This is a genomic window from Endozoicomonas sp. (assembly GCF_965196975.1).
Classification (GTDB): Bacteria; Pseudomonadota; Gammaproteobacteria; order Pseudomonadales; family Endozoicomonadaceae; genus Endozoicomonas.
Genome location: NZ_OZ239981.1, coordinates 2,193,656 through 2,213,728, shown reverse-complemented (window position 1 = coordinate 2,213,728; position 20,073 = coordinate 2,193,656). Strand labels below are relative to the sequence as shown.

Below are 20,073 nucleotides of genomic sequence, written 5' to 3'. Positions count from 1 at the left end.
GTTACTTCTTGGTAGAGCGAGTCGGTTGCTCCTGTGAAGACTGATTTTTCAGGAAGTCGTGAAGGATTTCCAGAATGGCCACCAGTTCTTCGACTTCGGAGTTATAACTTTCGCGGATCACCTTGGTGGTGTATTGGCTCAGTTCTGAGATTTCATGGCGCTTGGTTTCAAGCTGGTTTTTGGTCAAATGGATCAGGGTGCAAAGCATGGAGTTAGTGAGTGTTTTCATGATGTTTTACCTCGTTTGCTGAATGTAATTTGCCCAGGAACGACAGGTAAGGACGTGTCCAAAAAATGTTTTGTCCGAAGAGACAACAGATTTATTGGACTAAGTCTGGTGTTGTTCAAAATTACCGGTATTCAGCAGGAGGTAGGCATTCAGAATAAACCTGACGTATAGACTCAACCCCCCCTGTATATAGTCAAGATTAAGGTTGAACCATTATATAGAAACGCGGTTCAGAGCCTTTATTGCCAAGTGATTAACTGTAAGTATAAGACGATGGATGCATAGTAAAGATTACCTTTAATTCTACTGCTTTACTTGATACTGTAGTCCCGTTTTTATTGACAACGGTTAACACCATCGAAAAATATTCCATCACAAAAATTGTTGTTGAGCTATTTCATACCCTGCTCCCTGATGTCAGTAAAAGGCAGAAGAACAAGTGATGGACGGTAGTGTGGCTGATGGGTCACCACTTTCCATTTGCTGTATGGGCATACAGATATAATAAGAAATCGGTGATTTTGCTAAATTTCCAGAGTATATAGCGCACTCCACAATTCTCGATAAATAGTGGTAAATAATTTAACTATATGTTTTTAAATAAATAATTTTAGACTCTGGATCTTTATGGCGAATCTTGATTCTAGATTAATACCAATTCTCGCTTTGTCAGAACATGACTAGTACGGCTTAATTAATTATTGTATTAAAAATTTATAATTTTCAATTAGTTGAAAGTTTTAAAGTGAACTCGTGCGTGCAGATATTCAAAGTGAAACGCGGAATTCGCACTAATAAGCGTTATGCATCTAAAGGAGATATTCGTTGTCGAAGAGTGAAGTAGTAGAGTCCATAAAGGCAGTTACTGTTGGCTCTAAAGATATGTCTAACAACTTAATTATAAATGTACTAGCTAAACATAATGAGTATGCAATATACGAAATTGAAACCGATGATATAAATAATAGATTGAAGGTCTTAATTGATGGGCATACTGACGAGGCAGAATTAAAAATACAAAGCCGATTCAATATAGTAAAACAAAAATATATTGAAGCTAAAGGCATGCTGTCAAAATCATCAAATTTTGAGATGATGAAACATCGTATTGCTCATACTCTATCCTCATGCTTGAATAGTGATGATACAGATGGAAAGAAAGAGTTCTCAGAATTAATATCAACTATTACAAGAGAGCATGAAGAGTTAGTCATAAACCGGACTCTTTATTTATCACCTGTTTTTATATCAACCATTTTTCTATTTGCATTAATGTATTGCAATATCGACTTGCGTATAGAAAATACTCCTCTTTGGCAGCTAACGACTATTTCTCTTGCTACAACATTGGGCAGTGGAATCAGTATATTTATAACTGCAAAAACATTGAACTTTGAAGATTTTAAAACAAAAAAGTATTATTTCATGCTTGGTGTTGAGCGTATATTCCTTTCATTTATGGCTGGCGCAATTGCCTTCATTGCAATACGCTCAGGTATTCTTACACCTAAGTTTATAAGCGAGAGCTATTGGTCTTATATGTTCATTATGGTTATCGCTGGATTTTCTGAGTCTTTTATACCTAGATTTTTGTCCAAGTCTGAGTCAACGATGCATAACAAGTAAATTCAGGTTTCGCCTACGGCGCACCTGATTTAGGCGTTACGCGTCTAAACAAACATTCATCACCGTATCTCTAAAATTTATAGGCAGTATTTGATGAAGCAGATTAAAAAGATAAAGCTGAAAAACTTTAAGAAATTTAGAGAAAGTGAAATCGTCTTTCATGAAGAAAAGAATATCTTAATCGGTGATAATGAGGCAGGCAAGAGCACGATTCTAACCGCTATTGAATTAGTTCTTAGCGGTAGCAAAAATAAAGTGGAATCAATTGGCCTAGAAAATATCTTCAATACAGATATTGTAAAAGAATTCTTGGATGGCGAAAAAAAAGAAAGTGACTTACCAATACTACATGTAGAAATATTTCTTAATGAACAAGACAATCCTGACCTAAGTGGAAAAAATAACACGGATGGCACTATATCAGATGGCCTTAAATTGGTTTGTGAGCCTGTCGAAGAATTAGGTAGTGAGATTCGTGAGGTTCTAAACCAAGACGAGAGCAATTTTCCATTTGAATATTACAGTATAAAGTTCAGCACTTTCTCCGGTGAGGCATATTCAGGGTATCGAAAATTCTTAAAATATTTATCTATTGATAGTTCTCAAATTAATAGTGAGTATGCGACAAGAGAATATATAAGAACTGTTTATGAGTCTCTAGCAGAACAAAACAAAAGAATTATATTAAGAAATGAATATAGGCTACAGAAGAAGAAATTTGTTGAAGAAAGCTTGGATCAAATAAATAAAGATGTCGATAAATATCAATTCTCTGTAAAAACAGGAAGCAAATCAAGCCTTGAAAATGATTTAACAATTACTGAAGATGATATTGCTCTTGAAAACAGAGGGAAAGGTCGACAATGCTTCATAAAAACAGAATTTGCTCTTAATCGCAGCGGTGATGGACAAAATATAGATGCGCTTTTACTTGAAGAGCCAGAGAACCATCTCAGTCACACGAATATGAAAAGGCTAATAAATAGAATTTCAAATTCTGAAGCAAAACAAATCTTTGTAGCAACTCACAATAGTTTGATTAGTACAAGGCTTGATTTGAGAAATACAATCCTGCTTAACAGTAATAGTGCAAGCCCAATATCTCTTGAGTCTTTACCGGAAGATACCGCCAAATTTTTCATGAAGGCGCCTGACAATAATATTCTAGAATTCATACTTTCTTCAAAAGTAATTTTGGTTGAAGGTGATGCAGAATATATATTAATGGGCGCTCTATATGAATCAGTAACATCAAGAAATTTAGAAGAAGATGATATTCATATAATCTCTGTAGGTGGGACGAGTTTTAAACGATATCTTGATTTAGCTAAACTTTTAAATATTCGTGTTGCAGTTGTAAGGGATAATGATGGTGACTATGAGTCGAATTGTTCTCAGAATTACAATGATTATTTAAGTGACAATATTAGTATATTTTATGAAGAGGACAATAATAAAAGCACCTTTGAGATTTGTTTTTATGATCAAAATCAGGTGATTTGTGATGAACTTTTCCTACCAGGCAGAAGGAAACTCACCGCTTTGGAGTATATGTTAAAAAATAAAGCAGACTGTGCTTTTGAGCTATTGGATAAAAAGGCAGATAAACTTAATTCACCTAATTATTTATCTCGAGCTATAGAATGGATAAACGAGTAGTTTTAGCTGTAGCTGGTTCAGGAAAAACCAGTCACATAATTAACAAGATTAATGAAAGCTCGCGAGTATTAATAGTAACTTACACAGAAAATAACTATAAGAACATTAAATCGAAGATTATTAATAAAATCGGATTTATACCTAAAGGTGTAAGAGTACAAACATATTTTAATTTTATTTATTCTTTTTGTTTTAAGCCATTACTAGGAAACAAAATCAAGTCAAAAGGAATAAATTGGGATTTACCGCCCGCATTCACTCTCAAGTTGAATAGGGGTGATCCTAGATTCTATTTAGATAGGAACAGCAGACTTTATCATAATAGAATTGCCAAGCTACTTGAGCAGTGGAATGCAATGAAAGAGGTATCAGAAAGAGTTGAAAAATATTTCGACATGGTGTGCTTTGATGAAGTGCAGGATTTTGGTGGTCATGACTTCAACTTCATTTGTAATTTATCTCCAAACATAGAAAGTCTACTTTTAGTGGGTGATTTTTTTCAACATACATTTGATACAAGTCGTGATGGAAATATCAACTCAAATATACACAAAAATCTTGATACTTATACAAAAAAACTGACACAAGCAGGATACACATTAGATTCAGAGATGCTGTCACATAGCTATCGTTGTAGCCCTACAACTTGTGATTTTGTTTCTGAGAATACAGGAATTCAAATTCAATCACACAGAGATGATGAGACACAAATTCAATTCATCCAGTCAGCTAAGCTAGCTGAAGAAATTTACTACGATATAAATATCGTAAAATTATTTTTCAGAGATAGTAAGCGGTATGACGGTTATACTGAAAATTGGGGAGCAACAAAAGGGCTCGATTGCTATTCTGATGTATGCATTGTTCTCAATCCTACAACATTGCAACACTACAAAAAAAACAAGCTAAATGAACTGGCACCCCAAACAAAGAATAAATTCTACGTTGCATGTACTCGAGCCAAAAGAAATATATTCTTTGTTCCCGAGAGTCTATACAAGCATCATAAACAATGAGTAAATGACGTGTTACAAGTGGTTCCTGGTCACCCCTACGGAGCTCCTGAACCAAGTGCTAGGCGATCCCAAACATCACTCTCAAATGTACCCATTCATATTAAGTTAAACTTCTTATTAATTTTTTCGAAGTATGAAATTTAAGATTTTACAGAAAAATAGTCCCAGGCCTTCTGCAGGGGGTGCTCTCTCAATTTGATAACTGACTCATAGGTTAGCTTCAACCTTTCCAGTCATGAACTCAGACCAAAGTTGTTCCCAGCGCCCCTTACTCTGGATCAGTGCTCTTGTTGTCAAAAGCACTTCCGCTCCTGTTGCTTTCCACCTCATTCCAGAACCACATAATCGTTGCTTTACCAGAGTCTTACAAGCCGCTTCAGTAACTCCTGAACCTATTGGCCAATGGCGTTTAAGCGCCTGATGATAATTCATTAACTGGTGATTGTTTGTAAAATAGCTCACAGCTTTGTAGCGCTTCTCTGTCAGTGCGATTGTCTTTTTCGGGAGCTCGGCTGATTCAATTTCCTGAAGGATTTTTTTGGCTGCTCCACGCTTGTTTTTCAAACTATGTAGCCTGTCTTCAAGCCACTGGTGTCGCTTCGCCTTACTGGTTGGAAACAGTGCTTCCGCTGCTCCAGCTAAATATTCAGATGCATGATAAAAATCGAGTATCTGCCCAGAGGTATGTTGTTTCAAATAACTCCAGTTTTCTCTAGCCCCGTCAGCTACCCCGATGTATGTGGCATTTGGGTAGAGTCGTTTTAGATCTGCAATCTCCTCGTCGAGCTTGCTCATAAAGCTTTGTTTACCATACTCTGGCGAACTGGCTGTATATATCGTGTGGAGCCTGTCTCCATCTGCAGAATATAGGCTCAATGTCCCACACATGGCTTCCCTCCAGCCTTCTTCACAAAGCAGCATGCAGGTTCCATCCAGACCAATGGCTATTGTTTCAACAGGCTCTTTTAGTGGAGGAAGGTGGTAGTGAGTGTCTTGCTGGTCTTCAATTAATGCACCTACTCTGTCCGATAAATGCTTGATATAAGAATTTGAAAGCGTCCTTTGATGGTTGGTCTCAAAATCTTCTTTTACCGCAGGCGCTGGCATCTGGCTGTATTTCCAGGCGATAGACTTGGCAAATTTGGGGGTAGCTGAACCAATAATACCGGCACGAAGATCAAGTGCTGCCAGAGTACTGCCACCTCTGACACCCTGATATACGGAGCGCTCCAAAGGTATACGACCGTATAAGGTTTCATAGTGCTTAAGAACCTTTCCTTTGTAGTTCCACTTCTGCTGATTAACGACGATAGGTTCTTTATTGGGTGATTCAAATAGCCCCAATAACTCTTTTGTTCCAAGCTGCCCGGCTTCATTGAGTGCACGCTGTAAACTATCTTCAAGATTCAGCATGTTGCCTGAATCTATAGAAACTTCAATTTGCAAAACGATGCTTTTGGTAGAGCTGGAAATAACAGAAGCGGGCATGACAGTTAACTATTATGAGTGGTGTTCCCATAGTAGCTGTGAAAATAGAGCACTATTGTTTCAATCATTCAGAGAGAGCACCCTGTCTGTCAGGTTAAATTCAGGCTATGAACTTTTCCTTCCAGATCTCTTTCCCATCAATCAGTGTTTCTATCGGCGTTCTCCCGTTGCACTGCTTACCTTGATGGGTACGCTCAGTATTGTAGTGAATTAACCATTCGTCCAGATCTGACTGAATCATCTCAATACTCGTATACAGCGTCTTTCTCAATGCAGGTTGATAAAACTCCTGCAGAATCGTTTTATGGAAGCGTTCACAGATTCCATTCGTTTGTGGATGCCGGGTTTTCGTCTTCGTATGTTCAATGTCGTTCACCGCCAGGTAAAGTTGATAATCGTGTTGATCAGCACGACCACAATACTCTGTACCTCTGTCTGTCAGTATTCTGAGCACAGGTAGCTCTTGAGCTTCATAGAATGGCAACACGCGGTCATTGAGCAGGTCTGCAGCCGTAATTGGGGTCTTTGTCTTATAGAGTTTGGCCTGCGCTACCTTGGAGTAAGTATCAACATAAGTCTGCTGATAAACGCGGCCAACACCTTTAAAGGTTCCAACATAGAAAGTGTCCTGTGAACCAAGGTAGCCAGGGTGCGCTGTGTCAATCTCACCACTGGCCTCATCATCCAGCTTCTTGCGCTCAAGTGCCCTGACCTGGGACTCGGTGAGAATGATTCCTTCTCGAGCCACTTTCTCTTCAAGGGCTTTGAGGCGCAGTTTGAAGCTTCCCAGATCATTTCTTAGCCAGATGCTTCTCACACCGCTGGGAGAGACGAAGATACCTTGCTTGCGAAGTTCATTGGAAACACGGGCCTGCCCATGGGCAGGATCTTCTACCGCATACTCAAGAACCGCTTTTTCAACAGCGGGGTCTACTCGGTTTTTGAGGTTTGGAACTCTTCGGCTTTGATCAAGAAGTGCTTCGACCCCACCTTCATCAACAGCATCCCGGTAACGATAAAATGTATCTCTGGAGACACCCATGGTTTTACAGGCTTTAGAGATGTTTCCGAGCTCATCTGCAAGGTTCAGTAGCCCGACCTTGTGCTTGATGATTTTCTGGTTGGTGTGAATCATAAGGGTCACCTTTAATGATTTAGATTTCAGTGAACTCACCTTCTTTCTAAATCGGTAACCCTTTTCTTTTGATGAGAAGAAAATGTCAGATTAAGTCTGAACTACTCCACTTAAATAGTAAAATTTAATCATAATTTGTTTTAATTTTATGTTAATAGCTCCTGATTTTTTCCAATTGGGAGTTTTTTCTATTAGGTCTTTGGTGTTCATAAAGTGTCCACCAAACTGACCAAAAACCACTTTTAGTAACCAAGTTGGACACTTTTTGTATTTTTATTCTTGCGTAACTCACTGATTTTTATTGTATTTCGTTGGCGGTGCAAGGATTCGAATCCCTCCCTCACCGCCATATATCCCTTCTGTAAACTACTGATTTTCCTTCCTAAAACCGCCCCTCTTTACGAGCATTGTCTTTTTCTGCCAACTAAGCGTCGGCAGCGAAAAAATATCCTGCATTTTCCAACTTAAATCGTTATTTCTTCCATTACCTCTCTTGCTTGTTCCGTGTCATCCTCCCTATCGGATAACGGATTCAAATTGATCGTCTCCTGAAAATGGCTTGGATCACATTTGGCGTATTGTAGGGTCACGGAAATATCGGCGTGTCCCAGTATCCGTTGCAGCACAATGATATTCGCGATTCATCATAGAGTGCTTGGCGAACGTGACTCACCTGTCCTCGGACGGTTCTGACTCCTGGGCGAGTGAGATAGCCAATGTTTTCTTGATGCTTACCTCGCCCGCTGAATGTAATGTTTCCAATAATGACAGGTGAGGGCGTGTCCACATACTGTTGTGCCCGAAGTAATAGCCGTTTTTTTGACTAAGTCTGGTTTTGTGAAAAGTGGCAGGTTAGGTATAAGCATAAAGAGAGCCTTTACCCAGGAATACAGCCCTTTCTAAACACCGCACTGTACCATTGAGTGAGTTAAACATGGCCTATTAACGAGCTCTCATTAAGCGAGATATTTATCAATGTTTTTTGTGATGGCTTTTACTGGTTACCTTTGTCACAAGAGCATCTCAGGATGCTCCTGATTCCAACTGAACTTTAATTTTTGTAAAACCTTCAATAGCTTTCTCCAGCTTCTTTTCGGCAGCATTGAGCATGTCGCAAACAGAGCTATCAACCTTCCATTCACCTTCTGATTTTTTCAGAAGTGATTCATAAACCGTGTCTTTTACTTCCTTGGCCTGACTATCTGCTGAACCTTCTGTCTGTTCACCCGTTCCACCTCTTGTTTTTATCGTTCTAAAAAGCGCCTTTCTTTTTTCTAAAAGATCAGGCATGTTCGGTACTGGTTGTAATTCTTTCAGGTACTGTCTTGCGTCGTTCATTTCGTCAATGATAAACGTCACCCTTTGCTGAAGGTGATACATTTGCATTTCCGTTTCTGCATTGACAGCCCCTACTATCCTATCCTGAGTCAATTGATGGACGGCATCTTTTGCTCTTGCAAGGGCTTTTTCATACAGAGATACGCTTTCGGATGCCCGTCGGATTAGCGTTTGAATATGCTCTGGGTCCGATATTTTTAAAAGCATTTGGATGCTGTTAATACTAATTGGCTGTTCAGGATTTCTATCATATAACCATTTTGAGTCATACGTTTTTGGTTGTTTGGCTGCTTCTTCAAGGGCAGCGGCACAGAACGACCTCATTTCTTCGAACTTCTTGGCGAAGACGGCAGCTCTTTTAAATTTATCCGAACATTTATTGCATAAGTTATAGGCAATGTCTCCATACACCCAGACTGCCAGAACCGGTGATTGTTGAGCTTCAGGGAATTCACTGTCAAGCATGTTAAGTTCATTTTCATAATCTTCACCTTGTTCCAGTCTTTTACTTAGCAATTGCAGGCGACCACTTATTTCATTCACAAGCTGTGCGTGACTGGATTCCAGCTCTTTACTCTCCAATGATCCAGAATTCCATTGTGTAACTTCTTCTTTAAGCTGATGGTTTCTTTTTTCTCTTGCTTGATATTTTTCTTTTGGCTGTTTCACTTTTTTAATGGTATCAACGAGCGCTTGATTTTCGTATTTTTTCTCACTCATGAGCTCCTTTAAATTTTGTTCGCGTTCCTGCTCAATTTCATCTAATCGGGTGTTACACGCTTCATTAAAGCCTTTGACACAGTCACTGAATTTCTGCTGTTCAATGTGATCTGGACTGGCTTTCTGAACGATTTTTTGATGCACATCTCGGAGTATCGAACAGCAAGTTTTCAGCTGTTGGACAAACTGTTCATGATCAGAAATATCCTTCAGGTAATGACTTTTCAGTGTTTTTAATAAATTGCCTGAGATTTGTGAAGAAACGATGGCTAAACGAATAATGAATACCTTGCTGCCATTTGCTTGTGCCGTTAACAACATTTCATGATCTGATAATGTTTTTAAGAGACACATGGCGGTGTTCAAGAGCTGTGGGTAGTGTAATGATTTCACCAGAATCATCAGAACTGCATTCTCCAGTTGTTTAACTGAGTTATGCCAGAGTTGCCTGGTGTCGTCAGGTACTTTTGCTTCCTGCAGTACCAGTAAACGCCGAAGTGGTTCACTTTGCAGGAGGAAACACAACGACTCCGTAGCCATTTTGAATTCGTCCGGAAATTCAGATATATGCTCAGATAATGTGCTAATGCTGTTAAGAAGGTTATCCAGAGTGTCGACAAGCCTCTCTCTATTACTCTGCGTGTCGTCCTCGCCCAATTTAATCATTTTATAAACAAGGTCGCAGGTTAATTGTATATGCCATTCAATACACTGCCTGGAAAACGTTTTCGGCACATTAGCTGGCTGGCCTTCGCCTGCCTGCTGCTTCAGTTTTATGGGCAGGCATTTTCCCAATGCATAGATCATTCTTTGATTATCGGCTATTTGATTATCAAGACTTTCCTCAAAGAAGGCTTGCTCTTCTGCGCCAAGCTCAAAAATTTTTGATCCATGTTTGATAAATGGCTGGTTTGACAACTGTGGCCGGCAGTAAAGCGTTTGTACCGAAGGGATGAAGGGCGCTTCAAGGTGAAAAACTTTTGGTTCGAAAAAGGCGTAGTAATACATAATTGTCACATCCAGGTTCCAAAGGTCATCGGTTTCTAGCCTTTTTATGTGTTCTCTTGCCTCCGTGGTTTTGGCCATTTTTTTCATATGGCTGATATCGTCAGCAGAAGACTTATGAGATGCCAGTAAAGCTGCCAGGCTCGTTCTTACCTTTTCCCTTTCTGTGAACTTAACCGGATCTAATACGGCTGCGGCATGGCTTAGTTGCCTGCTTAGTGGGTGAATGTTGGCATGGGTTGTTGGTCGAGTCAGAAGCACTTTGGAGGATGGTACCGCTTGCATTTTATGCAGAGGAGGCAATTGTACCAGGCTTCCACTCTCCCTGAGCTGATTCTGCAATTCCCTGTGCTGTTTTTTTAGCTCACTTTTTGAAAACTTTATTCTATTCCCTTTTTCATCAAAACCCTCGTTGGGGCGAATTTTCTGATGAAAGTCGAAGCAATCAATGGAGAGGTAGAGCAGCTTGAGTGAATAAGGAGTTTTTCTGACATCCCCGGGATGCCTGAGTTGAAGAACCTGTTGAACGGAAATGGGCATTCCGGGGCTATCTACCACTTCTGGGGCAGCTAATGGCGTTATTTCGGCATCAGGCTCGTTTGCTTTCGTGTGTTCCACTTGCGCCAGCTGCAAAGCTCCGGAAGATTCTTCACCTGACTCCAGATAAATACCTGCATCGCGATGTCCGCCGGTTGGTACTTTATCGGGTGTGCGCTGTAATAAACCTGAACTATCGCTGACTGGTGGTTTTCTATCTTCAGTGTTGATCGACTCCCTGGTGTTTGGTGTTTTGTTCTTTGCCAGCAGTTTCCTGGATAGGCATCCTTCTCCCTTGCTGCTGTCAAAAGCCTTCTCCTCTTGTCTGCAGTCTGTATGAGCCGTTTGTTTTTGAGAGCCTTGAAGTGCTTTTGGAACAAATTCAGCAGCTTCTGGATCTAAACAGGTTTTCGGTATGGCTGTTCCTCTATCCCCTTTCATCATGGTCATCTCAGGCTGATCCGTCTTGCCCTCAAGTCCCTGGCATCGTTCTTTTTCATGAGAAAGAAACTCAACTGCACCGGAAGATGGCCAGACTGGTGTTTGGTAAGAAGGTACTGGTAAGAAATTTTGATGAGGATTTATGTAATTGGGTGGAACTGTATTGGGTAATTGACACATTTGAGAGGCAGCCCCCCCATGAAAGGGCGTCAAAAGGGCTGTTTCATGGGGGGGCCCTAATAAAATGGCCCCACTGGGCCCAGGAATTAGGGGGCATGTTTGATCGTAAATATCCGGTTCTCTGGCATATGGCAGAGTATTCATGCTGCATGGAGCTTGTTGCAGAAATGAAATGGCAGCAGGAACCGATGGATTTCCAGTGCCCATTGCAGCAAATGGCTGACCGGTCATTTGGGGTGTCGGCAGATAATGGCCCGGCACTGTTGAAGCGGCCAGGATACCTCTTGAAGAAATGTCTGTTTGTTTTGGAGGGTAGGGGGTCGTAATGCCGGGTAACGATGTTTGATAACTTAACGGCAGCTGGTTTTGTGTATTGCCACTTTTCGAGCGAGGAGCTGCAGATGGACTTGGAACTTCTGTTCCTGAAAGGTAAGCGGAAGGGGAGTTGCTCAAATGAGGGAAGGGCATTTTAAAATCACTCCCAGTTAATCTAGAATTAATGAGTTTTTTTAAGTCCATTTCACAAAGGCTTACGAAACACCATTGGCTTAATTAAAATAATGAGCTATGGGTATTCGATTCTGCTAGGTGTTTCGGATCATGCCCTTTTGCCAAAAAGTGACGATTCAGGCAATTTTTAATAGCACTATGGCTTAATCGTGTGCGCAGAAGAATAGCACACCTTATACAGTACGCTTACATTTCATCTTTTCTTACCGGAAGCCATTCTATTTATATGGTAACTATTCAGCACCCAGCAAAGGCGTATTGTTGTAATTTCGAACCGCTTTAAGAAGCGCCTGAAATATGTTCAACCCCTGCTTTTTAGCAGATGATAAATAGCTTCGGATTCGGGTAAACATGGTACCTCCGTCTTCGCTTCTGAAGCAGCCTGAGATCTTCTGCTTAAGTTTGGCCATCCTGGCATCACGTTCACTGCCATTGTTATCGAAGGGAATTGAAAAGTCCGACATGAAGCGCAACGTTTCAACCTTAAACTCAATAAGCCTTTTGAACAGGTTGTAGGCCTTGGTATTCCTGACCTTCTTACGTCCAAGCACCTGTCGTTGTTTTTCCATATAAGCGGTTTCCTTCGTGAGAGCCCTTTGAAGGATTTGGTCGTATATCGTCTCAATGCGAAGCTGTATTGCACCAGGCATTTGAGTCAGACCGGCTGCTTTGTATTTCTTGCAGAAGTGCCAGGAGAGCGTAAGCAATTTCATCAGCCGCAGAGCCAGCTTATTCGCATCCCTATCGACAACTCCCTGAAGCTCTCTCAGATGATGGGCATTACAAAGCACATGCACTGCCGCATAGGCAAAGTAGGACTTCCAATGATCGTGAACCAGAATGCCTGCAAAAGTCAGCAGGATGCCCATTGCATCCATTGCTTCACAACCTCGCCTTTCTGAGAGGTAGTAAAGCGTCCATTGGTCATCTCGCATAATGTGTAACCACCACAGTGAACCGTCAACCCGCATGCCAGTTTCATCCGCTCCTGCAACCGGACTTTCTTGTAAAGCATCGCGGATACTCTGCTCAGTAGAGGCCAGGTTCTCATGGGTATAGGCAACAAAATTGGCAACAGAGCCTGCGCTGACACTCATGCAATAAATAGTATTGAAATACTCAGACACCCGGTGATATGGGATGAAGTGATACTGGTTTAAATGAACAGCCATTGCCTGAGTCACTTCTCCGTATTGAGCAGCGGCTTTCACTCCTTGGGGAAACTCAGCGGTGTTCCGTTTACCACAAGGACATACTTTAACGTCTGCCCAGTACGCGGTAACTTCAAATTCTCCGGGTCTACCTGGATCAAAAACCTGTCGCTCAATGTATTTGGTGGGTTTAATATCGATAAGCGAAGACTGGCAACAGCAACATTTTTCAACCTTCAGATGCCTGACATAATCGGGTAAGGCGACACGTCTCAAACAAGAGCCTTGATGACCTTTCTGGCCACCTGGTTTATTGCCTGAAGATGGTCTAAGGCTTTTGGGGTTCGGTGTTTCCTGTGAGGAGCAGGGGGCTTCTTTGGAAGATGTATCACCTTTATCACTCCCTTTTTTACTGGGCTTTTGATAACCATCTGACGATGGTGGCTTACTACTGTTTTGACTGTTTTTATTAACCCTTTCTTCCAGTTCGCTGCAACGTTCCCGTAAAAGCGCATTCTCGGTCCGAAGCTCTTCATTCTCTTTAAGGAGAGCTTCGGTAAACGGAGTAGCTGGGAAGTCTGGTTCCATACTGGAGATTTGTTAGAAAAATTGAGTATAAGATGATGGTCGAAAAATCAGAAAATTCCAGATTTATATGAAGGGTGCTGAATAGTTACTTTATATGAATGAGCCCAAGAACCATAAAATATACTGTTAACTTGAAATGGTTTTTACAGTGTTCAGGGTGTGCCTATTTTACTTCGTAAGTTTATTCTTATGGCGTCGTTTAAACGCATTTTATTGCATCATGACCATCTTAATGTCGGAATATCCGGAGGTACTTTTTCGATATCAGGCGTTTCCACTATTCATCATAAAGTGGCTGGCGAAGGAGTGTTGCAGAATACGGCTCGCCTCCTCTAGCAGATCTGACTCTATAGTGCAGTAAAGTCCTGCTGAGCGATTCCTGATATTGGGTGAGCTTGTCTTTCCCCTGATGGGCTGTATTACCGGCACAGCAAAAATGCAACCAGGATGACTGACGATCCGATTTGTCCCGGGTTTGTTGTCGGTTGCACTGTTGTTCAGGTTTTTAGTTCAACGGCATTGTGTGATTACCAGGCCGTTGGCAGCCACAGCAACGCTTCTTTACACTGATAATAATCACGGAAACTACGTAGGAGTTTGTGTATAAACTCAGGTTGCCAGTATATCGACTTGACACTATATTTTCTGCATACCGACCGGACGGTATGTTTTGATGGTTAAGGCACAGGTGAATCCCGTGGACAAAAAGCAGCAAATTCTTCAAGCGGCTATTGAGTTGTTTGCCATACAGGGTTACGAAAAGACGTCCATCGCCGCTATTTGCGAACACGTGAAGGTTTCAAAGGGAGCGGTCTTTCACCACTTTAAAAATAAGGAGGAATTACTCAGAGAGGCATTTATCCGCATGGCTCAGATCATGAATGAGATGGCAGACAATCTTGATGTCATTAATGAGGGGCTATCGGCCAAAGAGAAACTGGTGAATCTGCTGGAGCACATCTTTTCATCCATGGCTTCTGCGGAACACAAGTTATATTACCAGTTCGACTTTCAGGTCTTGTCTCAACCTTCGCTACGTCTGGTTTTAAACGATTTGATTGAGGAAAGGTACCGCCTTGCCATGGCATCTTTCCAACCCATTCTGGGGGATGTTCCTTCGGCGGATGGCATGGTTGATGGCCAAATGCTCATTGCTGAGATAGATGGTATCGCACTGAATTATCTCTTTGCAGAAGATGACTACCCGCTGGAAGCCATCAAAGAACGATTCATCAAAAAATATTTGTTATTACTGGGTCTTCAGGACTGAAATGAAAACACCATACGACATCCAATACGAAGCCTTCGCTGCGGCAGGGGGTCTTTATGATGAGCGTCACGCCAGACTCTATGCGCAGTTTGCAGACGACCTGATTGCCGACGGCAGTTTCTCTATCGTCCATGAGGGCGTCGCACACGCCTGCTACACGCCCATCACCATTGATGCAGCACCACACCTCAACTGTTATGTGCTGGCACCATTGGCCGTACTGCCTGAGTACCAGGGTAAGCGATACGCTACTCGACTGATGGATGAGGCTGAAAAGCAACTGGATGCCGACGTGATCTTTGTGATGGGTGACCCCATGCATTACGGGAAACGGTATAACACTGCTCACAAGGTGCTGCCACCGGTGGAAACCCAGGCTCCTCTGGACTGCTGGTTCGCCCGTGAGCTTACTTCAGGTGTTCTGGATGGAGTGGGAGAGTCCACCTCAAGCATCTCAGGTCCGTTCGCCGAGCCACGGATGTGGTCACATCCGAACGAACAGGTGTGACACTCGGGGCGTTTTTCGCCCCCTCTGCGACAGACAGGGTAGATCACTGAATCCAGTGCAGCGGTTAATTCTTTGATGAATGATACCAGGCTGTATTCAATTACATGATGCGGTTTTTCATCGAAATTAATGGAGCGTTTTTGACAGAGTCCCAGCCAATCACAGGTTCATAGTCCGAAGCGGACAGAGAACCAGTTACTTCAAAACGATGACGGCCTGCCTTTCATTTCATAAAGGGCCGTGTCATCAGTCATTAACATTTATGGTTTGGACCTGTTGATGTTTCGTTGCGAACTCAGCGAGGCGCACAGTCGGGCTAAGAAAAGCGTCAACAGGCCCTGGGACTGCTCCATTGAATATATCAAAACACGATCAGCGGGTTCTGCATGTGCTCGCACTGGGTGGTGAAATCCGCTGCTTCCGTGATGAAAGCGGAAAAATCCATGACATTATCTGCTACACAAGGGATGGTCATGTCTTGTCCAGTTTCACGGCTGATGTTTTTAAACGTCTTAAAAGCAAAAAGCTGATCAGTTCTAAAAAGGGCGCACCCTATCGGATCACGGATCTGGGGGCCCGATCCGTTCGATCACAAATGATGCAGCGCTAGCTGCCATAAGAGCGACTGATGGCGTACAAAGGCGCAGTAACGTACTGAAATCGGTGAAAAACTGAGTCTTTGTGCGGTTTTCTAGAAGCGGTGCATCCACGGTCGCTATTTCCAGTGTGACCACCCGCTCTTCAATTTCCGAGTTATTGCGCTCGCGGATCACCTCAGTAGTGTACTGGCTCAGTTCTGCGATTTCATGACGATTGGTTTCAAGCTTAAATGAATCAGGGTACATAAAAATAGAAATAGAGTCATTTTCCAATATTGCCCCGAACGGACCCTTTTTCGTATTTTTAATGAATATAACTGATTGATATTTCTAGGGTCATTGCTTTGTATAAGGAGGTGAACCTTCCTTCTCCATTATCTGCCCTGCCTGATGCCCATGGAGATGGTACGATTTCACTCCCCGAATATTCCCGTCATTGATCAATAGAATCATCAAAAAAAGGACTCATTGCGTTCTATACCAATGTCTTATTTTCCCAGTTACCAAAATAGTTAAGTTATTGAATTACTTACAAGGAGGTAGGGGCATGTTGGACATTAGTAGATATTCAAAGTTGGATGTGGTTGAGTTGGTTCAGGGTACTCAGACACCTCAAGATGGAAACGCTGAGGATAAAGCCTTTAATAAGAAAGTGGCGAAGCTGAGTGATGACCTTTATGTCTATCAGCTGGATGATGACCTTTGTTATGTTATGGAAAGAGTATCAGGCAGTCGTGTCGGTGAGTGGAAAGCCTATCATTCAAGGCAATGCTCAAAACTCCAGGAGGTCAATAATTACATCAAAACTGTAGGCATGAGTGCTGCCAGACGGGCTGAGCCTGATTATCCTTTTACTATGGTGAAATCAACACGTGATCCCCTGCAGCGTTTTGATCATTGCCTGAACTATGCCGATAAAGATGGGACCGAGTGTTGGGTTGCATACGCTGTTCATGGTGCCGTATCTAAACCCTATGAGCATAACCCGGAAAATGTTAAATCCGTTGAAATGGCAATGGCTGTGTTAACCAACCCAGATGCAAAGTTTCAATTGCATATGGGGATAGCAAGAGGTGTCGAATTTGTAGAGAGTAAGCAGAAAATGCATTCTGGCATATCGCTGGATATTCATGGGTTTGCAGCGAAGGTGATGAATCATGTTCATGGTAATCGGTTTATTGTTACCACACCGATGGACTCAATGAGAAAAATATTTGAAAAAAAGCTGGATGATCGTGTGTGTAAAACGGAATGTAATGAGAGTAATAGTTTTGTTCACGTTAAAAGAGATAAGCTTCATTATAGAGACATAGATTCCTTCAAACTGTGCGATGATAATGGTGCTGCTGTTTTTAATGCTGATAATAAAGAGAGTCTGGAAAAGAATGCATGGTTTTTCGAAAATACTCAACCAAGTATTCACTTGGAGTAGTTCAGACTTAATCTGACATTTTCTTCTCATCAAAAGAAAAGGGTTACCGATTTAGAAAGAAGGTGAGTTCACTGAAATCTAAATCATTAAAGGTGACCCTTATGATTCACACCAACCAGAAAATCATCAAGCACAAGGTCGGGCTACTGAACCTTGCAGATGAGCTCGGAAACATCTCTAAAGCCTGTAAAACCATGGGTGTCTCCAGAGATACATTTTATCGTTACCGGGATGCTGTTGATGAAGGTGGGGTCGAAGCACTTCTTGATCAAAGCCGAAGAGTTCCAAACCTCAAAAACCGAGTAGACCCCGCTGTTGAAATGAGTATGCGGTAGAAGATCCTGCCCATGGGCAGGCCCGTGTTTCCAATGAACTTCGCAAGCAAGGTATCTTCGTCTCTCCCAGCGGTGTGAGAAGCATCTGGCTAAGAAATGATCTGGGAAGCTTCAAACTGCGCCTCAAAGCCCTTGAAGAGAAAGTGGCTCGAGAAGGAATCATTCTCACCGAGTCCCAGGTCAGGGCACTTGAGCGCAAGAAGCTGGATGATGAGGCCAGTGGTGAGATTGACACAGCGCACCCTGGCTACCTTGGTTCACAGGACACTTTCTATGTTGGAACCTTTAAAGGTGTTGGCCGCGTTTATCAGCAGACTTATGTTGATACTTACTCCAAGGTAGCGCAGGCCAAACTCTATAAGACAAAGACCCCAATTACGGCTGCAGACCTGCTCAATGACCGCGTGTTGCCATTCTATGAAGCTCAAGAGCTACCTGTGCTCAGAATACTGACAGACAGAGGTACAGAGTATTGTGGTCGTGCTGATCAACACGATTATCAACTTTACCTGGCGGTGAACGACATTGAACATACGAAGACGAAAACCCGGCATCCACAAACGAATGGAATCTGTGAACGCTTCCATAAAACGATTCTGCAGGAGTTTTATCAACCTGCATTGAGAAAGACGCTGTATACGAGTATTGAGATGATTCAGTCAGATCTGGACGAATGGTTAATTCACTACAATACTGAGCGTACCCATCAAGGTAAGCAGTGCAACGGGAGAACGCCGATAGAAACACTGATTGATGGGAAAGAGATCTGGAAGGAAAAGTTCATAGCCTGAATTTAACCTGACAGACACCTTCTTGAAAATCGGTAACTGTCAGGTCAGGTCTGAACTTCTACAATTCACGGGTGCTCTCTCTGAATGATTGAAACAATAGTGCTCTATTTTCACAGCTACTATGGGAACACCACTCATAATAGTTAACTGTCATGCCCGCTTCTGTTATTTCCAGCTCTACCAAAAGCATCGTTTTGCAAATTGAAGTTTCTATAGATTCAGGCAACATGCTGAATCTTGAAGATAGTTTACAGCGTGCACTCAATGAAGCCGGGCAGCTTGGAACAAAAGAGTTATTGGGGCTATTTGAATCACCCAATAAAGAACCTATCGTCGTTAATCAGCAGAAGTGGAACTACAAAGGAAAGGTTCTTAAGCACTATGAAACCTTATACGGTCGTATACCTTTGGAGCGCTCCGTATATCAGGGTGTCAGAGGTGGCAGTACTCTGGCAGCACTTGATCTTCGTGCCGGTATTATTGGTTCAGCTACCCCCAAATTTGCCAAGTCTATCGCCTGGAAATACAGCCAGATGCCAGCGCCTGCGGTAAAAGAAGATTTTGAGACCAACCATCAAAGGACGCTTTCAAATTCTTATATCAAGCATTTATCGGACAGAGTAGGTGCATTAATTGAAGACCAGCAAGACACTCACTACCACCTTCCTCCACTAAAAGAGCCTGTTGAAACAATAGCCATTGGTCTGGATGGAACCTGCATGCTGCTTTGTGAAGAAGGCTGGAGGGAAGCCATGTGTGGGACATTGAGCCTATATTCTGCAGATGGAGACAGGCTCCACACGATATATACAGCCAGTTCGCCAGAGTATGGTAAACAAAGCTTTATGAGCAAGCTCGACGAGGAGATTGCAGATCTAAAACGACTCTACCCAAATGCCACATACATCGGGGTAGCTGACGGGGCTAGAGAAAACTGGAGTTATTTGAAACAACATACCTCTGGGCAGATACTCGATTTTTATCATGCATCTGAATATTTAGCTGGAGCAGCGGAAGCACTGTTTCCAACCAGTAAGGCGAAGCGACACCAGTGGCTTGAAGACAGGCTACATAGTTTGAAAAACAAGCGTGGAGCAGCCAAAAAAATCCTTCAGGAAATTGAATCAGCCGAGCTCCCGAAAAAGACAATCGCACTGACAGAGAAGCGCTACAAAGCTGTGAGCTATTTTACAAACAATCACCAGTTAATGAATTATCATCAGGCGCTTAAACGCCATTGGCCAATAGGTTCAGGAGTTACTGAAGCGGCTTGTAAGACTCTGGTAAAGCAACGATTATGTGGTTCTGGAATGAGGTGGAAAGCAACAGGAGCGGAAGTGCTTTTGACAACAAGAGCACTGATCCAGAGTAAGGGGCGCTGGGAACAACTTTGGTCTGAGTTCATGACTGGAAAGGTTGAAGCTAACCTATGAGTCAGTTATCAAATTGAGAGAGCACCCCAATTCACTGTCCGTATGTTGCGATTAAAATATAGTGTTTAGAGTCGGGTATGGT

The 20,073-nt window shown here is 42.3% G+C and carries 14 protein-coding genes and 1 pseudogene; 9 read left to right on the top strand and 6 right to left on the bottom strand.

From position 1 onward, the window contains the following. Position 1: 1 nt before the first annotated feature. Positions 2-229, bottom strand: coding sequence for a hypothetical protein (locus tag ACOCLE_RS09855; RefSeq protein WP_419536552.1), 228 nt, complete (start codon positions 227-229; stop codon positions 2-4). An 825-nt stretch (positions 230-1,054) separates the two neighbouring features. On the opposite strand from ACOCLE_RS09855, the gene ACOCLE_RS09850 reads away from it, so the two are divergent. The 3 genes from ACOCLE_RS09850 (at position 1,055) to ACOCLE_RS09840 (ending at position 4,530) form a co-directional block, all read left to right on the top strand. Further along, positions 1,055-1,855 carry a hypothetical protein gene (locus ACOCLE_RS09850; protein ID WP_419536551.1) on the top strand — a complete coding sequence of 267 codons (801 nt, stop codon included), beginning with the start codon at positions 1,055-1,057 and terminating at the stop codon, positions 1,853-1,855. Positions 1,856-1,948: 93 nt separating this feature from the next. Beyond that, positions 1,949-3,514, top strand: coding sequence for an ATP-dependent nuclease (locus ACOCLE_RS09845; RefSeq protein WP_419536550.1), 1,566 nt, complete (start codon positions 1,949-1,951; stop codon positions 3,512-3,514). Beyond that, positions 3,499-4,530 (top strand): hypothetical protein, encoded by a 1,032-nt coding sequence (locus ACOCLE_RS09840; RefSeq protein WP_419536549.1) that lies wholly within the window; start codon positions 3,499-3,501, stop codon positions 4,528-4,530. The genes ACOCLE_RS09845 and ACOCLE_RS09840 overlap by 16 nt, the downstream gene beginning before the upstream one ends. A gap of 207 nt (positions 4,531-4,737) precedes the next feature. Here ACOCLE_RS09840 and ACOCLE_RS09835 read toward each other — a convergent pair whose 3' ends face one another. The 4 genes from ACOCLE_RS09835 to tnpC all read right to left on the bottom strand — a co-directional run bounded on the left by ACOCLE_RS09835 (position 4,738) and on the right by tnpC (position 13,623). Next, the gene (locus ACOCLE_RS09835) at positions 4,738-6,018 is read right to left on the bottom strand and encodes an ISKra4 family transposase (RefSeq protein WP_419532972.1); all 1,281 of its coding nucleotides are present in this window, start codon (positions 6,016-6,018) and stop codon (positions 4,738-4,740) included. Positions 6,019-6,118: 100 nt separating this feature from the next. Continuing rightward, positions 6,119-7,153, bottom strand: coding sequence for an IS481 family transposase (locus ACOCLE_RS09830; RefSeq protein ID WP_419533178.1), 1,035 nt, complete (start codon positions 7,151-7,153; stop codon positions 6,119-6,121). Positions 7,154-8,176: 1,023 nt separating this feature from the next. Continuing rightward, the gene (locus ACOCLE_RS09825; protein ID WP_419536548.1) at positions 8,177-11,842 is read right to left on the bottom strand and encodes a hypothetical protein; all 3,666 of its coding nucleotides are present in this window, start codon (positions 11,840-11,842) and stop codon (positions 8,177-8,179) included. A gap of 275 nt (positions 11,843-12,117) precedes the next feature. Then, positions 12,118-13,623 (bottom strand): IS66 family transposase, encoded by a 1,506-nt coding sequence (gene tnpC, locus ACOCLE_RS09820; protein ID WP_419532963.1) that lies wholly within the window; start codon positions 13,621-13,623, stop codon positions 12,118-12,120. A 697-nt stretch (positions 13,624-14,320) separates the two neighbouring features. Here tnpC and ACOCLE_RS09815 point away from each other — a divergent pair. The 3 genes from ACOCLE_RS09815 to ACOCLE_RS09805 all read left to right on the top strand — a co-directional run bounded on the left by ACOCLE_RS09815 (position 14,321) and on the right by ACOCLE_RS09805 (position 16,011). Further along, positions 14,321-14,893 carry a TetR/AcrR family transcriptional regulator gene (locus ACOCLE_RS09815; RefSeq protein ID WP_419536547.1) on the top strand — a complete coding sequence of 191 codons (573 nt, stop codon included), beginning with the start codon at positions 14,321-14,323 and terminating at the stop codon, positions 14,891-14,893. A gap of 1 nt (position 14,894) precedes the next feature. Further along, positions 14,895-15,401, top strand: coding sequence for a GNAT family N-acetyltransferase (locus ACOCLE_RS09810; protein WP_419536546.1), 507 nt, complete (start codon positions 14,895-14,897; stop codon positions 15,399-15,401). 388 nt (positions 15,402-15,789) lie between these two features. After that, the gene (locus ACOCLE_RS09805) at positions 15,790-16,011 is read left to right on the top strand and encodes a YjhX family toxin (protein ID WP_419537190.1); all 222 of its coding nucleotides are present in this window, start codon (positions 15,790-15,792) and stop codon (positions 16,009-16,011) included. Here the strand turns inward: ACOCLE_RS09805 and ACOCLE_RS09800 are convergent. Beyond that, complete coding sequence (locus ACOCLE_RS09800; RefSeq protein ID WP_419536545.1) at positions 15,962-16,273, bottom strand: hypothetical protein; 312 nt, start codon at positions 16,271-16,273, stop codon at positions 15,962-15,964. The two genes, ACOCLE_RS09805 and ACOCLE_RS09800, sit on opposite strands and share 50 nt — an antisense overlap. 274 nt (positions 16,274-16,547) lie before the next feature. On the opposite strand from ACOCLE_RS09800, the gene ACOCLE_RS09795 reads away from it, so the two are divergent. The 3 genes and pseudogenes from ACOCLE_RS09795 to ACOCLE_RS09785 all read left to right on the top strand — a co-directional run bounded on the left by ACOCLE_RS09795 (position 16,548) and on the right by ACOCLE_RS09785 (position 19,991). After that, complete coding sequence (locus ACOCLE_RS09795) at positions 16,548-17,432, top strand: hypothetical protein (RefSeq protein ID WP_419536544.1); 885 nt, start codon at positions 16,548-16,550, stop codon at positions 17,430-17,432. A gap of 101 nt (positions 17,433-17,533) precedes the next feature. Then, positions 17,534-18,558 (top strand): annotated as a pseudogene (locus tag ACOCLE_RS09790) (IS481 family transposase). A 152-nt stretch (positions 18,559-18,710) separates the two neighbouring features. After that, on the top strand, positions 18,711-19,991 hold the full coding sequence (locus tag ACOCLE_RS09785) for an ISKra4 family transposase (RefSeq protein WP_419532972.1): 1,281 nt from the start codon (positions 18,711-18,713) through the stop codon (positions 19,989-19,991). The last annotated feature ends 82 nt before the right edge of the window (positions 19,992-20,073 follow it).

What these genes read in the sequence shown, in the direction of transcription:
- ACOCLE_RS09835 (WP_419532972.1), bottom strand. Translation starts at nt 6,018, where the DNA reads ATGCCCGCTTCTGTTATTTCCAGCTCTACCAAAAGCATCGTTTTGCAA.
- tnpC (WP_419532963.1), bottom strand. Translation starts at nt 13,623, where the DNA reads ATGGAACCAGACTTCCCAGCTACTCCGTTTACCGAAGCTCTCCTTAAA.
- ACOCLE_RS09845 (WP_419536550.1), top strand. Translation starts at nt 1,949, where the DNA reads ATGAAGCAGATTAAAAAGATAAAGCTGAAAAACTTTAAGAAATTTAGA.
- ACOCLE_RS09855 (WP_419536552.1), bottom strand. Translation starts at nt 229, where the DNA reads ATGAAAACACTCACTAACTCCATGCTTTGCACCCTGATCCATTTGACC.
- ACOCLE_RS09825 (WP_419536548.1), bottom strand. Translation starts at nt 11,842, where the DNA reads ATGCCCTTCCCTCATTTGAGCAACTCCCCTTCCGCTTACCTTTCAGGA.
- ACOCLE_RS09840 (WP_419536549.1), top strand. Translation starts at nt 3,499, where the DNA reads ATGGATAAACGAGTAGTTTTAGCTGTAGCTGGTTCAGGAAAAACCAGT.
- ACOCLE_RS09785 (WP_419532972.1), top strand. Translation starts at nt 18,711, where the DNA reads ATGCCCGCTTCTGTTATTTCCAGCTCTACCAAAAGCATCGTTTTGCAA.
- ACOCLE_RS09810 (WP_419536546.1), top strand. Translation starts at nt 14,895, where the DNA reads ATGAAAACACCATACGACATCCAATACGAAGCCTTCGCTGCGGCAGGG.
- ACOCLE_RS09795 (WP_419536544.1), top strand. Translation starts at nt 16,548, where the DNA reads ATGTTGGACATTAGTAGATATTCAAAGTTGGATGTGGTTGAGTTGGTT.
- ACOCLE_RS09830 (WP_419533178.1), bottom strand. Translation starts at nt 7,153, where the DNA reads ATGATTCACACCAACCAGAAAATCATCAAGCACAAGGTCGGGCTACTG.